A 13,812-nucleotide genomic window follows, 5' to 3' on the forward strand; every position below is an offset into this window, starting at 1 on the left:
TGTGTGGCGCAACGGTTTTGTTTGGCGCATTAACCAGTCCTATTTGGCATAGCATGACTTACTTTCGATATTTTAGCCATACAAACAGAGAAATCAGTGTCGCGGCGCCTACCTCAACAAAAAAACATCAGCGCCTTCAACTGCTCCAGTCATTAAACGAGAGCGTTCAGGGCGTTGATGCTTATCAAAAAATATCAGTTACTGAGCGATTACTGACCGATCGGGCTTATGGTCGGGGGTCAATTGGGATCTCTACCTGGACGATTCTAAAATCTTGATCGGGATCGACTTGATAATGTTCGATCTTGATCGGTAGGCTGGCAGTGCTGTTGGCCAATGGTTCCACGATGACCGGCAAGTCCTTGGTCGCAAAGGTTTGCTGGATCTGTTGATACACTGGCGCTACATCACCTTGTTTGACTGATTCGATCCAATAATTATCGGCGATCAACGTGAAAGCCTCGCCGATCCCCAGATTCTCTGAACCAATAAAGTAGCGAAAACCGTCAGGGATATCCTGAAACGCGATCCCCACAAATTGAGTCAGATCTGGATACTGCGCCAGAAACTTCACGATTTCATTTCGTAATTCACCCGCCTGCGCCGCCTGATGGCTCCCCTGCCACCAACGACCATAAAATATGCGTTGTTTCCGTTGTTCGATTGCCATTTTTTCCACTCCAATTGTTGCTGATCATTGATCATGATCGTTTAATGTGCTGGGCGACGAAATCTTGGACAGCGGACGCTGGCGCCATTAATTTGAGCCGATACTCCCGCTGACTAAAATCGATCAAAGTCAGATCTGTGCGCTCAGCATTCACCGCTTCAATTCGAAAATCATTAAAAGCACGCCAATCTTTCAAGCCATTGGTACTCAATGAGGTCAAGACATAGCGTTTACCGAGACCTTGACGAATGACCGCCCATAACATGGCTGTCAGGGCAAACACCGCGAGGACTAAATGCTGCAGAGCGTCGACCGTTGCTGGTAGTCGCAAATTAAGGATCGTCAAACCGATCGCCAGAATACTGCCAATGATCAGACGTGGCGCCGACCAACGTGCATGGATCGTCAATAAGAACCAGTTGGTCCCCAGCGCTACCAAATCAAAGACCCCGATCAAAAGAGCCAACCATAAATACCCAGCCGCCATAACGTCACCTCCAGCTATTTTTTTAATAAAAAAGGGCGGTCGCTGCCGCCCTCAGCAATTCATTAAAACTAAACTAAGCTAATTCGGTCAACTTGACCACATCACGCACGATCATTAGTTCTTCATTCGTTGGCACGATCAAAACTTTGACCTTAGAATCTGGTGCCGAGATCACTTGTTCCACGGCCTGGACTTTGTTGGCCTCTTCGTCTAGTTTAGCGCCGATAAAGCCTAAGCTATCAACGATCATCTTACGAACAGGGATCGAGCCTTCCCCCATACCAGCAGTGAAGACCAGCGTGTCCACGCCGCCCATTTCAGCAACATATTGTCCGACATATTTAACGATCCGATTAACAAAAACATCGATCGCCAATTGGGATTCTGGCCGTTCAGCCCGAGTGTCCAATAGGTCACGCATATCTGGCGACAAACCTGAAAGTCCCAGCAAACCAGATTGCTTGTTCAAAATATCGATCATGTCATCAGGATCAGTGATGTCTAATTTTTTCATTAAAAAGGCAACCAAAGATGCGTCGATATCACCTGAACGCGTGCTCATCGTGACCCCAGCCAAGGGGGTAAAGCCCATTGAAGTATCAAAAGATTTACCATCTTTGATCGCAGTGATCGAAACACCGCTCCCTAAATGCATCGTAATCATTTTCTGATCCTTTAGCGGCACACCCAAGATCTCAGCGGCCCGTTGTGACACATAACGATGGCTCGTCCCATGAGCGCCATACTTACGAGCGCCATATTTATGGTAATAATCTAGTGGCACACTGTAAAGATAGTTGACTTCTGGCATTGAAGTGTGGAAAGAAGTATCGAAAACCGCTACTTGTTTAGCATGCGGTAGATTGTGTTGGAAAGCCTCGATCCCCTTGGCTTCGTTAGGATTATGCAAAGGCGCATAATCAGATAATTCCAAAATCTTTTGGAGATTCTCTGGGGTGACTTCGGCGGATTCCTTAAAGAACTCCCCACCCGCAACGACCCGATGACCGACACCTTTGATCTCCGTCAAGTCGGAAATGATCCCAGAATCAGTCAACCGATGTAAGAGCAGACTAACTGCCGTCTCTTGATCAGGAATATCGATCTTATCCTTGGTTTTCTCACCGTTGAATTTCACTGCGAAAGTTGATCCAGGTAAACCAAGACGATCAACCATGCCTGAAGCGATCTCAGTTTCTTGAGGCATTTCGAAGAGCTTCCACTTTAGTGTTGAACTTCCTGCATTTACCGCTAAAATCTTAACCATTTGTCAATCTCCTCTATAAATTATCCCGCGCCCAGCCTTGTAATTCTTGCGAAAAATGCTGGACTGCAGTAACTTTATTTAAATCTGGAACTTTGGCTATCAAAACTTCTGGGGCTTGTTGAGCGGTCCCGCCATGCTTTTGTAACACGATCAACGCTTTTTCTGAAGCCTGATCCTGAAAAGTACTCGCTGCCAAACTTAATGATGCCTGCAAGTAAGCTTGCTTAGTCAACCAGTTCAGCAACGCCAAAGCACCTTTGCTGTTGAATAGATCAGCCGGTACCACAAAAACACCCCAACCACCGGGCGCGAGCATTTTGATACTCTGCTCGATCAGCAGAAAGTGCGCGTAAGAATGCCCGCTTTTGGCATGGAGCGCAAAGGCGCTGGCCCGCGAATCCACAGGATAGTAACCGATCGGCAGATCCGCCACGACCACTTCTGGTTCACGCTCTAATAACCACGGCGTCAACGCGTCTTGATGCATCAAAGTCACTTCACTAGGCAAAAAGGCACTCAGATCCCCTGCTAGACCCAAAAGATCATCGTCATTGTCTAATCCGACCAGTTGCACCTCGGGAACACGGAACGCAAGCTGTTGTCGCAATGTATACAGTAAACTCCCCGTCCCCACAGTTGGATCCACGATCGTTAATCTTTGTGGATCACCTTTAATAAAGGTGACCAAAATCAAACTGACCAATAGTCCCACCGCATTAGGCGTTGCCTGAAAGTTAGCCTGTGGCCGATCTTTTTGTTGCCGCCGAAAAAGCAGCAGCTGACTCAGTTCCAACCGCTGCGCCGTTGACAATTTCGTCCAGGTGATCGCCGCGTACTGTTGCTTTAATTCAGCAACCGTGGCCATATCTGGCGCGCCATTCTCAACATGGACCTCGCGCCGTAACAAATTGCTCAAAGTCTCAGTCAAAGCCGTTAGATAGTCACAATTCAACGCTGATCGTAACTGTTCAACAGCTTGATCGATCTGTTGATACGTTTTTTCAATCTGATCTAAATGAGACGTCATCCAGTCACTCCAATCAATGATGAACCTAGTAGCCATTTTACCGATATCCTGCTGGATATGCAAGCATTTTCAAGGCAAAGACCGAAAGTTGACCGGCCCGACCAGCCTAGAAATCGATCGGTATCCAACTGTTCCAAACAGCCAATCGTCTAATCTCGTTTCGAGTAGCCTCGTTGCTCCAATTAAAAGAACGACCAGCCCGCTGATTTAGCGCTGGTCGTCTGCCGTGACTACTCGTTGCCGTAGTTCTTGATTCTGCTGCTGATAATAAAAGTTCTGATTCTGATAATGCAAAATACGTTGGCTGTAATAACCCTGCAAAAGACCGATCAATAAAAGATTGAATGTTAAAACGGTCAAGGTCAAGAGCGTCAGACTGCCCGAACAAACTTTGGGCCGGCGCCCACGTGGATAAATTTTGATATGGTCCACTCCTATCTTGATACTGGGCGGTAAATCGGCTAAACCGACTTAACCAGATATGTTCGGTAGAAATGAGTTCGGTCAAGTAAAACTAGATCCAGTTCCAGCAAAGGGGCTTGATACTGCCATTTGATCGAACGGACCTGAAAAAACAGCGGCATATAACCGGCGTTGCTGGGATTGGTCAAGACGACTTCTCGTTTAGTTTTTAATTGGCCATCACGTAATTTAAAGGTCAAAAGAAACGACTTGCCCTTTTGATCGATCAGTGCCAATTGGGTCTGACTACTTTTGGGCCAGTTCAAGCGCATCGTCGTCAGACTTTGTTCTAGCTGTAATAAGGCGACTTCTGTCTCTTCATGATGACTATTTTGAACCGCAGCAACACCTCGATCACAGGCTTGTAAGTCCCAAAGCAAGAGCTGACTAGTCAGGATCAGAACTACTAAACTGGCTGCCACTTCGATCAAGGTGAAGGCCTTGATCGTCTTTAGGCGGCAAAGTTGCTGGTCGTTTGAGCGCTTCCTTTTGCGCGATCTGTCGTTTGAGTTCATTATTCTCCTTAATTGATTTCTGATAAGTCTGTTGGACTTGGGTCAATTTTCTCTGGTCAACACTGATCGTTTCAAATAAAAACAAACTGATCCCCACGATGATCAAAAGATCGATCACACTTTCTAGTAGAATGAATCCAGCACAACGCTTATTGCGGCGCATTTTTTAATCGCCCCCATTTCATTTGCAAGGTAATGATCCGTTTCAGGTACGGCCCAGTCCAATAAATACTGACCGGTTCAGCGATCAGACCAGATCTGATGACTACCCGCCGTTGACTATGATTGATCTGCAAACGTACCGAGCGCGGATAATTGATTATTCGCGACCCCTGATGCGGGCCATAATCCAAGCGAACGGTTTTCGTTGAGTCATCGATTTGTAGGATCACCTTGGTTTGGTGCGCCAAGCTATAAGCGTGCGCCTGCTCATAGGCCGTCTCCAAGCGCGATAAGGCCGCCTGTTCTGCCAATTGCGACCAATCTTGACGACTACTAGTTCCGCCTAGAAGTAACAAACCGCTTAATATCAATAAGACCAAACAGGATTCAAGCAAGGAAAAGGCGGCGCAACTACTCGGTTTTCCCAATGTCCACATGGTAACCGCCGCCTTCATCGACTTGGATCACCAGTTTCATTTGTTCCGCCTTCGTTTGTTGTTTGGCGCTGATCAAACCTGCTTTGACCAATGACGCCCAACTTACTGGTGTTTCTTGATCCTCGTCTTGATAAAGCGCGACCTGCGTATTCATATTGGCAACAAACGCTTCATCAGTACGGCGCTCGGCCAGTTGCTTTTGTTGGCTCAAGTTGGGGATCATGATCAAGAGCAATAGTCCAATGATCAGAAGCACCAAAGAAATTTCTATTAAAGTAAAACCCTTTCGTGATTTTTGGGACGACTTTTTATAAATACGACTAAAATAATTGATCATCATTAAAATCCTTTCATCATGCGATACATTGGCAAAATAATTTGTAAATATAAGCGAGTAATGATTACCGCAATGATCACAAAAAGTAATGGCTGAACTTGATCGATCAGCCCTTTTAAATGTTGGTTGAGCTTTTGGTAACTTTGCTGGGCCAATACAATGAAGGCGGCACCCTGAAGTTCCCGAGGACGATTCTGCGCTAAAAGCAGGCCCAATTCAGGTGGCAGTAACGGCTCTTGAGCAATGATCGTTGCTAGTGATCGACCCTGTTTTAATTTGGCCGCGACCATGACTGCCAATTGACCTTGGAGCGATCGTGGTGCGATCGTGCTGACAAGTTGTAAGATCTCTTGTAACGCCAGACCACTGGTCAAAAGTTGGCCTAGATCAGTAAAAATCAAATAATGGTCATATTGACGCCATATTTTTCCGAAGACGGGTAGCCGTTGACGCCAATGGGCTCGCGTCAAGATTGGAACGTGGCGCCAGCGCCAATAACCTAGCAAGCTCACCCCGATCAATAAAATCAGCCACCAACCCAAGGCCGGCGAGCGATCAGCACTTGGTGGCAACAAGTCAGCTAGTTGGGGACGTAGATAATAGCGAACAAAAAGCGCCATTCCCAAAAGCATACCAAGTAACAAAAGCGGATAGGCTAAAAGTTGTCGTAATTCGCGTTGCTGCTGAGCGCGGGTCTGTAACAATTGACAATTCTCGCGACAACACGTCGCCAGATCCCCATGACGCTCGGCCAAAGCCAACTGGAATAATAATTCCTGACGATCACAAACCGGCGTCAACGCCGCCGCAAAATCATGACCTGACGCTAATTGAGCGGTCATCAGTTGAAATTGTTCCGGGGTCACGATCGCTAGGTCAGCGCTGATCTGAAAAACTGCCTGAACGGGAAAACCATATTGTAATAATTGTCCACTCAACGCTAGAAAGTCGCTCAACTTAGCTCTGGATAGTTTAGTCTTAGCCCCAAGCATATTTTTCGCAGACCGCGTTGCTGATCCGGCCGGCGCGGCGTGCTTGTTGAAGATCATTTTGCCACACCTCCCATTCATTCGTTGTGCTTATTGCTGGTCGTGAAAAAAGGTCAAGTAACCGTTGGTCAGTCAAAACAGCCAGCGCTACCGCTAAGGAACTGTCGTTTTGCGGAATTAAGCGTTGGTAACAAATGGCGGTCAAACAATTTGCCAAAGCCGCTGCACCAACACCCAAATCAAGTAAACGTTCAACGATCCCAGCACAACTGCGGGCGTGGACCGTTGCTAAAACAGTATGACCACTCAACGCAGCTTGAAGTGCGATCAACGCCGTTTCTTGGTCACGGATCTCACCAATGATCAAGACATCCGGACGCAGGCGTAAGCTGATCTTGAGCAAGGCGGGATAATCCATTTGCGCCAACCCATTCACTTGTAGCTGAGTCACGTCAGGCGCATTGATTTCCGTGGGATCCTCGATCGCCAAGATCACTTGATTTTGGGAAAGCTGATGAGCCAAGGAATACAGTAACGTTGTTTTACCCGAACCCGTGGGTCCTGCGAAGAGAAAAAGACCCCGTCGCGGCAAACAAGCGCACAATTGGTCGAACCGTTGTGGCGCTACAAAGCGAATGGCTTGATCCAGCTCATGGAGCAAACGGATCACCAGGCACTCGCGATTTTGAAAGTCGGCCACCGCTGCCAAGCGTAGATCCAAATTCAAAGCGTGCTGGTGAAAGTGCCAAGCGCCGATTTGGGGCCGCCGGTGTTCGCTAAGATCCATTTGCCCATTGAACTTAAAGTAATTGATCAACGCCTGTCCCTGCTCACGATCCACTTCCTGCAACAACCTATTCTGCGCGGCTTGGCGGCCATAGATCAGCCAGCCCTTCGCGCCTGGTTTGAAAAAAAGATCATGATCATGACGCGCCACCGCTTGCTCTAAAAAGCGATAAGCCTGGTCGGCGATCACCATGATGCTCACCTCCTTGATTTTAATTACGCAGAGCGGGCCTCTTTCACCGGAAAAATCTGCAAAATAGTGAAAATCGACCTGGTCAGCCTCTGAGCATCGACCTAGCAAGGGTTTTGGGAAGCGCACTATGCTTATCAAACATCTGCAGCCTTTTCAGATCACTAGCGGGGCTAGGATCACCGCATAAAAAAACACCTTAGCCAACCTAAGCTAAGGTGTTGAAGCGATTTTAAAAATTAATCTTCGTCATCGGGCAGTTCGCCAGCATGATAAACCTCTTGGATGTCATCGTCGTCCTCTAAGACGTCGATCATCCGTTCGAATTGTTCGATTTTATCTGCTGGAACTGGGGTGGTGTTCTGCGGGATCATCGTCAATTCAGCGTTCGCTAATTGATAGCCCTTTTTCTCCAAAGCATCACGCACTGCGGCGAATTCCTTAGGATCCGTGTAGATCTCATAAACATCATCGGAGGTTTGTAGGTCATCTCCGCCAACATCCATCACATCTTCCAACATTTGATCTTCATCCGCATCGGTCGTTGTCCGATCAATGGCGATGTAACCGCGGCGATCAAACATGTAACTAACTGAACCAGTGGCGCCTAAATTACCGCCATTACGCGTAAAGGCCACTCGCACAGAAGAAGCCGTCCGATTCTTATTATCGGTCAAAGCTTCAACTAAAATAGCCACGCCACCTGGTGCATAGCCTTCATAAGTGACTTCTTCGTAATTAGCGCCTTCGCCACCTTGAGCCTTTTTGATCGCGCGTTCAATATTGTCTTTAGGCATGTTCGCTGCCCGCGCCTTATCCATCACCAAGCGTAATGAAGGGTTGTTCGCGGGATCAGGATCACCACTCTTTGCAGCCATATATAGTTCGCGTGACAATTTTTGGAAAATTTTGCCTCGCTTAGAGTCTTGCGCATTCTTGCGGCCTTGGATATTATGCCATTTTGAATGTCCTGACATTCGCTTCTCCTTCTTTCATCTACAAACTTGGTAAAAACCTTTCCTATCATACCAAAAAAACCGGCCCACCGCAATAGTTGACTAGCCAACCCCAGCAGTCACGCGCATGCGCTCAACTAATTTTAAAGCTCACGGTTCTTTCTGATGATTTTTTCAAGTTAGCCGCTTTCAGAGGCGCCCGGTCGGATAGTACGACCGCTGCCATGATAAACGTTGCCGTTTTTGGCGGCGGCGCTGCACCAAGAACCAGATCAAAGCAACCAAGATGAGCCCACACAGCGCGCCGGTCGCGTCCAACATCACGTCTTGGATCATTGGTGTTCGCTCGCTGGTCAAAGATTGATGAAATTCATCAGTGGCCGCGTAACCCGTAACCGCTAGCCAAGTCACGGGAAACCGAAAAGCCACTTGTGGCACTTGACGACTCAAGCCTAGATAAGCAAAGCCGCCCAGAAGAAAATAACTGCCAAAATGAGCGGTCTTGCGGATCAAAAACTCCAAAAACTCGGCCGAACCATCCAAAGCGGCTGAATGCGTCTTACCTGCATAAGTCAGTTGCCAATGATCCGTCCATCGTTCCAGCCAAGCAAACTGCCGAAATCGCAGTGTTGGTACCAATGATTGCTGGGAATACGTCATCGCAGAACTGATGAACAGGATCACCATCAATAATAATGACAATCCTAAAAATATTTTTTCTCCACGCCGAGACATTAAAACGCTCCTCCAGATCAAACTTTAAAAATAACTCATGATCAACTCAAGACGGACAGACCAACCACTTTATGCTAGAATAAAATCATTGAGCCTGACAAACGTTTTATTATTTTAGCATTCATTTCATTTGAGCTCAAGTCACGGGAAAGGAAGACCGCAATGTTTCCTGAGATTCGGACCGCCTTACAACAGCATTTCCAACAATTTCCAACCACACCAGAAACAGAAGAGTTTTATCGCAATCTTCTGGTCGACCTAAACGATACCGTCGCCGACAAAATCAGTCAAGGCCTGGATCGACCGACCGCGATCAAGGAGACCTTGGCAAACTTACCAGACCTAGACGAGATCCTCCAAACGGTAACAGCCAGTGAAAGCGGCAGTCTGGATCACCGGCGATTAGCGCGACTTTACGATCATTTCCTCGCGCTGAAATTAGTCAATACTTCAAAATTTTCTTGTCAACATTTAAATCAGATCATCATCACCTATCGTCAAGCGAAGATCAGTTTACTTCCGGGAGCGGCGGGCACGGAGCTACTCGTTAATGAATATTGTAATCTGGCCCGGCCAAATACTTATCTCACTGGTAAAAATGAAGGTGATAAACTTAAATTGACACAACCGGAGCGGGTGCCGCTCGCTTTTTTGCGGATCCATGTGGAGATCATTGTTCCCGCCGATTTTACTGGCTTCATCTATTTAAGCAATAAGATCGGCGCCTTACATTTAGTTGATCTGACTGGACACTACATTCTAGAAGCAACGACGGCAAGCGGGGCGATCCGCGCGCGTAATCTGCAACTAGCCCAGATCCATTTACAGACAAAAAGTGGTCAGATCACCGGGCGGCAATTGCAAAGCCCACAGTTGGCCTTGATCTCTACTAGCGGTCGGATCCAGATCAATGATGCCCGTGGAAGCGGACCAGAAAGCATGATCAGTGTCATGGCAAAAAGCGGCACGCTAAATTGTCGCCGCTTACAGGCAGCGGAGATCAATCTGGAATGTACCAGTGGTAGCATTGGGGCCGTTGAGTTAACTGCCAAACGATTCCATTTTTATGCTCGGTCAGGCGAGATCAATGGGCAACGACTCACTGGTTGTGGTCATTTTGAAAATACTAGCGGCAATTTGGAGCTAGGTTTCGATCAGGTCAGCGGCGACCTCAACTGCCTAAACAAAAGCGGCTTGCTCAAACTTAAACTTCCCGAGAAGAGTAGTTATTATTTTCAGCTGACCAATCGCGCCGGTCAATTGGTCCTACCCGAAAATGCGGTCTACCAAACACCACGGACACGGCATCAACAACATGGTCAATTGGGTCCTACACCAACTTTCAAAGTCAGCGCGCGCACAAGTTCTGGTTTGATCGAGGTCAAATGACCTAGTGCCAAATAACGACAAATCATCCTGATCCTAACGATAAAAAACGTTGGTTCGTAGCGTTGCTTGAGTCCAATCAAGCGGCGTTAGCGAACCAACGTTTTTAGTTAAAGCCATTTCTTAGCTGAGTAAGACCCGATCGTCGGTCAGGTCCTGGCCACTTTTGTGCTTGAAGAGGGCCAACAAATCAGGCACGGTCAGCTGGGCTTTCTCGTCGCCGGCCACGTCAATGGCGATCTGCCCCTGATCCAACATGATCAGACGGTTACCGAATTTCAAGGCGTCAGCCATATTGTGGGTGATCATCAACGTCGTAAGTTGCTTCTCCGCAACCAACTGTGCCGTCAAAGTCATCACGATCTGGCTGGTTTGCGGATCCAAAGCGGCGGTATGTTCATCTAATAATAACAACGCCGGATTTTGTAAGGTGGCCATCAGTAAGGTGATGGCTTGACGCTGACCGCCGGAAAGCAAGCCGATCTCAGCGCTCAAGCGATCTTCCAGGCCCAGATTCAACAAGGCCAACTGTTCTTGCAAAAACTGGCGTTGCTTCTTTTTAACGCCAAAAGACCAGCAATTGCGCTTCTGTCCTCGTAAAAGGGCTAAAGATAAGTTTTCTTCAACGGTCAACAGCGGGGCTGTGCCCATTTGCGGATCCTGAAAAACACGGCCGATCAAGCGCGCTCGCTTAGCCACTGTTTCATAAGTGACATCTTCGTCTTCGATCTTGACCTGACCTTGATCCACTGGCAAACTGCCGGCAATGCTATTCAATAGGGTTGACTTGCCAGCGCCATTACCGCCGATCACCGCCACAAATTCTCCCGGCGCTAACTTCAAATCGATTCCCTTGAGGACGTGACGCTCATTGACCGTCCCCTGGTTGAAAAATTGATGTAATTTGCGTAATTCTAATGCGTTAGTCATCTTGATCTGCCTCCATTTCAGCGATATTCTTCTGGCGACGCCGGCGTTGGCCGATCCGTTTCTGTAACAACGGCACGGACAAGAACAAGGCCAACATCAAAGCGTAGAACAGGCGTAAGTTATTAGGATCAACGCCCCATTGCAGGACTAAGGCGATGATCAAACGGTAAATGATCGCACCGCCCACGATCGTGACCAAGCGCATCCCAAAGGATAAATTGGCGACCAGCACCTCGGCGATAATGATCGCGGCCAAGGCGATCACGATGGTCCCGATGCCCATGCTGCTATCGGCGTAGCCATTGATCTGGGCCATTAGACTCCCTGCCAAAGCGATCAGCCCATTAGAGATCATGTAGATGATGATTTTCATGTTGTCCGCATTGATCCCATTGGCGGCGCTCATTTCCTCGTTGTTGCCCACCGCCCGCGCGGCCAGACCAACTTCGGTATTGAAGAAGACCACCAGCAAGCCGATCACCAAGGCCAAAACCACCACTCCGATCAGGATCGCCGCGCTGGAAGTGCTCATGTTTGGCAACAAACTGATGACGGTTTTGACCCGACCCAACAAAGAAATATTGGATTGACCCATGATCAACAAATTCACTGAATATAAGCCGGTCAAGGTCAAAATACCAGTCAATAACGCGGGGATCTTCAGTTTCGTGTGCATAAATCCAGAGATCAATCCCGCCAAACAACCTGCGAGAAAGCCGGACAAGGTCGCTACCCACGGATCAACGCCAGCCACGATCTGCCGGGCGGTGATTGCCGCACCTAGTGGAAAGCTACCTTCCGCGGTCATATCCGCAATATCTAAAATTCGAAATGTTAAGTAAACGCCGATCGCCATGATCGACCATAAAAGCCCTAAGGATAGACTTGAAATCAATAAATCCATTTTTCCCAACCTACTTTCTTAATTGATGATCTAACCATTTACGCGAACGGCTCATGCCAAGCTCGAACTTGGTCAAGGCGCCGGCAAAAACGGCTAAAATCAAGTTATTGCGCGTTAAACTCATTCATCATTTGATTGCTAAGCGGCGTGGTTATTTCCCAAATTTCGCCGGATCGATCTTGAAAACAGCAGCCAATTTCTTGTTGAAACTCAGGAAACTTTTGGCCGGCTTCTCCACCGGTAATTGGCTGATCTGCTTACCCTTCAAGATCTTGACCGCCATTTGCGCCGTCTGCTGACCCAGTTGATAGTAATTGATCCCTTGGGTAGCGACACCGCCCAATTGAACCATCGGCGTGGTCGCGGGGATCACCGGTGTTTTCGTCTTCTCCGACACCTTCCCCATCAAGGCCATCGCCGCCGTCAAAACATTATCGGCGGGCAGATACATCACATCGACTTGGCGGGCCAAACTCGTCGCCGCTTGTTCCACATCATTGGTGGTGGCCACCGTCCGGGCAACCACTTTCAGACCAGCGCTTTTCAAAACTTTCTGGGCTTCCTTGATCTGGATCACCGAATTTGGTTCCGCCGCGTTGTAGAGCAAGCCAACCGTTTTCGCTTGAGGAAACATTTTCTGAAGCAAGGCGATCTGCTCACTGACCGGAACGCTATCGGTCACGCCGGTCACATTCTTGTCCGGATGGGCGAAGGACTTGACCAAGCCAGCATCGACTGGATCGGTGATCGCGGTAAACAACAACGGCGTTTTCTGATCAACTGCCAACAACGCCTGGGCCGCCGGTGTAGCGATTGCTAAATTCAAATCGTTATGGTGATTGATCAAGCGCTCGCTCATTGCCCGCAAGTTGGCCTGATCACCTTGAGCGTTGACATAGTCGATCACCAAATTCTTGTCTTGAGAATACCCTTCTTTTTTCAACTCGGCGATGAACCCTTTACGTGCTTGGTCCAAGGCGCTTTGATCCATTAATTGCAAAATACCGACGTGGACTTTGCCATCATCAGTTTGCTGCTTGCTGTAATAATCAGTCCCAAAAACCAAAACCAATAACAACCCCAGCAAGATAAACAATGTTCGTTTTCGCATATGCTCCTCCGATTCCCTACGGACAAAAAAACCAGTCACAAGAAAGATTCTTGTGGCTGGTTGAAAACGTCCCGCTAAGGTAAACGCCCAAAGAAAAACCACATGGAATCCATCTCATCCATGTGGTTAGCTTAGTCTCACTAAAAGCTACGACCATCACGGATACAAACCTGCGCGCGGCTTGCATCCTGACGGTGCAACCCGCTATCCATAATAGGCGTAGTAATAATTTCTATTCAATTGTTGACAGGTCGTGTTGCTTAACATAACGATCACTCCAACAGTTTATTAAGATGTCTCTAAGAATACTGGCTTGAATGATAAAAGTCAAGTACTTTTTAATTTATTTATCATTTCTCGAGATGAGAAAGCAGATTGGCCGCGGCTTGCGCTGCGAAATTCGGGGTGAGCTCGCTGTGGGCGCTGTTTTGAGCCAATCCGCAAAGTGCGCGGCTTGTCTC

At 47.9% G+C, this 13,812-nt stretch carries 17 protein-coding genes; 1 reads left to right on the forward strand and 16 read right to left on the reverse strand.

All coding sequences use genetic code 11. The features are described 5' to 3' along the window. Positions 1–226: 226 nt before the first annotated feature. The 13 genes from OCU21_RS09525 to OCU21_RS09585 all read right to left on the reverse strand — a co-directional run bounded on the left by OCU21_RS09525 (position 227) and on the right by OCU21_RS09585 (position 9,020). Positions 227–670, reverse strand: a complete 444-nt coding sequence (locus OCU21_RS09525) for a hypothetical protein (RefSeq protein WP_261807178.1) — start codon at positions 668–670, stop codon at positions 227–229. Positions 671–701: 31 nt separating this feature from the next. Beyond that, positions 702–1,157: a hypothetical protein gene (locus OCU21_RS09530; RefSeq protein WP_261807179.1), complete on the reverse strand. Its 456-nt coding sequence runs from the start codon at positions 1,155–1,157 to the stop codon at positions 702–704. A gap of 73 nt (positions 1,158–1,230) precedes the next feature. Further along, on the reverse strand, positions 1,231–2,424 hold the full coding sequence (locus OCU21_RS09535; RefSeq protein WP_261807180.1) for an acetate/propionate family kinase: 1,194 nt from the start codon (positions 2,422–2,424) through the stop codon (positions 1,231–1,233). Positions 2,425–2,437: 13 nt separating this feature from the next. Continuing rightward, positions 2,438–3,451 (reverse strand): class I SAM-dependent methyltransferase, encoded by a 1,014-nt coding sequence (locus tag OCU21_RS09540; protein ID WP_261807181.1) that lies wholly within the window; start codon positions 3,449–3,451, stop codon positions 2,438–2,440. Between the two features lie 207 nt (positions 3,452–3,658). Beyond that, a complete protein-coding gene (locus OCU21_RS09545; protein ID WP_261807182.1) occupies positions 3,659–3,883 on the reverse strand; it encodes a hypothetical protein in 225 nt (74 codons plus the stop codon). A 29-nt stretch (positions 3,884–3,912) separates the two neighbouring features. Continuing rightward, entirely contained in the window at positions 3,913–4,335 is a 423-nt protein-coding gene (locus OCU21_RS09550) for a competence type IV pilus minor pilin ComGF (protein WP_261807194.1), read from the reverse strand. After that, the gene (locus OCU21_RS09555) at positions 4,301–4,591 is read right to left on the reverse strand and encodes a type II secretion system protein (RefSeq protein ID WP_261807183.1); all 291 of its coding nucleotides are present in this window, start codon (positions 4,589–4,591) and stop codon (positions 4,301–4,303) included. Before OCU21_RS09555 ends, OCU21_RS09550 begins: the two co-directional genes overlap by 35 nt. Continuing rightward, positions 4,578–5,027: a hypothetical protein gene (locus OCU21_RS09560; protein WP_261807184.1), complete on the reverse strand. Its 450-nt coding sequence runs from the start codon at positions 5,025–5,027 to the stop codon at positions 4,578–4,580. The genes OCU21_RS09555 and OCU21_RS09560 overlap by 14 nt, the downstream gene beginning before the upstream one ends. Beyond that, the gene (locus OCU21_RS09565; RefSeq protein WP_261807185.1) at positions 5,002–5,367 is read right to left on the reverse strand and encodes a prepilin-type N-terminal cleavage/methylation domain-containing protein; all 366 of its coding nucleotides are present in this window, start codon (positions 5,365–5,367) and stop codon (positions 5,002–5,004) included. The genes OCU21_RS09560 and OCU21_RS09565 overlap by 26 nt, the downstream gene beginning before the upstream one ends. Then, positions 5,367–6,413 (reverse strand): type II secretion system F family protein, encoded by a 1,047-nt coding sequence (locus OCU21_RS09570; protein WP_261807186.1) that lies wholly within the window; start codon positions 6,411–6,413, stop codon positions 5,367–5,369. The genes OCU21_RS09565 and OCU21_RS09570 overlap by 1 nt, the downstream gene beginning before the upstream one ends. Then, positions 6,343–7,332 (reverse strand): competence type IV pilus ATPase ComGA, encoded by a 990-nt coding sequence (gene comGA, locus OCU21_RS09575; protein ID WP_261807187.1) that lies wholly within the window; start codon positions 7,330–7,332, stop codon positions 6,343–6,345. Before comGA ends, OCU21_RS09570 begins: the two co-directional genes overlap by 71 nt. Positions 7,333–7,568: 236 nt before the next feature. Then, positions 7,569–8,306: a YebC/PmpR family DNA-binding transcriptional regulator gene (locus tag OCU21_RS09580; RefSeq protein ID WP_261807188.1), complete on the reverse strand. Its 738-nt coding sequence runs from the start codon at positions 8,304–8,306 to the stop codon at positions 7,569–7,571. A 168-nt stretch (positions 8,307–8,474) separates the two neighbouring features. Then, positions 8,475–9,020: a VanZ family protein gene (locus OCU21_RS09585; protein ID WP_261807189.1), complete on the reverse strand. Its 546-nt coding sequence runs from the start codon at positions 9,018–9,020 to the stop codon at positions 8,475–8,477. Between the two features lie 162 nt (positions 9,021–9,182). On the opposite strand from OCU21_RS09585, the gene OCU21_RS09590 reads away from it, so the two are divergent. Beyond that, positions 9,183–10,409 carry a DUF4097 family beta strand repeat-containing protein gene (locus tag OCU21_RS09590; protein WP_261807190.1) on the forward strand — a complete coding sequence of 409 codons (1,227 nt, stop codon included), beginning with the start codon at positions 9,183–9,185 and terminating at the stop codon, positions 10,407–10,409. A 120-nt stretch (positions 10,410–10,529) separates the two neighbouring features. Here OCU21_RS09590 and OCU21_RS09595 read toward each other — a convergent pair whose 3' ends face one another. The 3 genes from OCU21_RS09595 to OCU21_RS09605 form a co-directional block, all read right to left on the reverse strand. Then, positions 10,530–11,336: an ABC transporter ATP-binding protein gene (locus tag OCU21_RS09595; RefSeq protein WP_261807191.1), complete on the reverse strand. Its 807-nt coding sequence runs from the start codon at positions 11,334–11,336 to the stop codon at positions 10,530–10,532. Then, positions 11,329–12,240, reverse strand: coding sequence for an ABC transporter permease (locus OCU21_RS09600; protein WP_261807192.1), 912 nt, complete (start codon positions 12,238–12,240; stop codon positions 11,329–11,331). The genes OCU21_RS09595 and OCU21_RS09600 overlap by 8 nt, the downstream gene beginning before the upstream one ends. A gap of 151 nt (positions 12,241–12,391) precedes the next feature. Beyond that, positions 12,392–13,351: an ABC transporter substrate-binding protein gene (locus OCU21_RS09605; RefSeq protein ID WP_261807193.1), complete on the reverse strand. Its 960-nt coding sequence runs from the start codon at positions 13,349–13,351 to the stop codon at positions 12,392–12,394. Positions 13,352–13,812: the final 461 nt, after the last annotated feature.

This window comes from Lapidilactobacillus luobeiensis (assembly GCF_024345205.1).
Classification (GTDB): domain Bacteria; phylum Bacillota; class Bacilli; order Lactobacillales; family Lactobacillaceae; genus Lapidilactobacillus; species Lapidilactobacillus luobeiensis.

Bases quoted from the DNA above. Each gene is read 5' to 3' on its own strand.
- OCU21_RS09540 (WP_261807181.1), bottom strand. From the start codon at position 3,451: ATGACGTCTCATTTAGATCAGATTGAAAAAACGTATCAACAGATCGAT.
- OCU21_RS09565 (WP_261807185.1), bottom strand. From the start codon at position 5,367: ATGATGATCAATTATTTTAGTCGTATTTATAAAAAGTCGTCCCAAAAA.
- OCU21_RS09595 (WP_261807191.1), bottom strand. From the start codon at position 11,336: ATGACTAACGCATTAGAATTACGCAAATTACATCAATTTTTCAACCAG.
- comGA (WP_261807187.1), bottom strand. From the start codon at position 7,332: ATGGTGATCGCCGACCAGGCTTATCGCTTTTTAGAGCAAGCGGTGGCG.
- OCU21_RS09570 (WP_261807186.1), bottom strand. From the start codon at position 6,413: ATGATCTTCAACAAGCACGCCGCGCCGGCCGGATCAGCAACGCGGTCT.
- OCU21_RS09585 (WP_261807189.1), bottom strand. From the start codon at position 9,020: ATGTCTCGGCGTGGAGAAAAAATATTTTTAGGATTGTCATTATTATTG.
- OCU21_RS09580 (WP_261807188.1), bottom strand. From the start codon at position 8,306: ATGTCAGGACATTCAAAATGGCATAATATCCAAGGCCGCAAGAATGCG.
- OCU21_RS09555 (WP_261807183.1), bottom strand. From the start codon at position 4,591: ATGCGCCGCAATAAGCGTTGTGCTGGATTCATTCTACTAGAAAGTGTG.
- OCU21_RS09600 (WP_261807192.1), bottom strand. From the start codon at position 12,240: ATGGATTTATTGATTTCAAGTCTATCCTTAGGGCTTTTATGGTCGATC.
- OCU21_RS09605 (WP_261807193.1), bottom strand. From the start codon at position 13,351: ATGCGAAAACGAACATTGTTTATCTTGCTGGGGTTGTTATTGGTTTTG.
- OCU21_RS09590 (WP_261807190.1), top strand. From the start codon at position 9,183: ATGTTTCCTGAGATTCGGACCGCCTTACAACAGCATTTCCAACAATTT.
- OCU21_RS09530 (WP_261807179.1), bottom strand. From the start codon at position 1,157: ATGGCGGCTGGGTATTTATGGTTGGCTCTTTTGATCGGGGTCTTTGAT.
- OCU21_RS09525 (WP_261807178.1), bottom strand. From the start codon at position 670: ATGGCAATCGAACAACGGAAACAACGCATATTTTATGGTCGTTGGTGG.
- OCU21_RS09535 (WP_261807180.1), bottom strand. From the start codon at position 2,424: ATGGTTAAGATTTTAGCGGTAAATGCAGGAAGTTCAACACTAAAGTGG.
- OCU21_RS09560 (WP_261807184.1), bottom strand. From the start codon at position 5,027: ATGTGGACATTGGGAAAACCGAGTAGTTGCGCCGCCTTTTCCTTGCTT.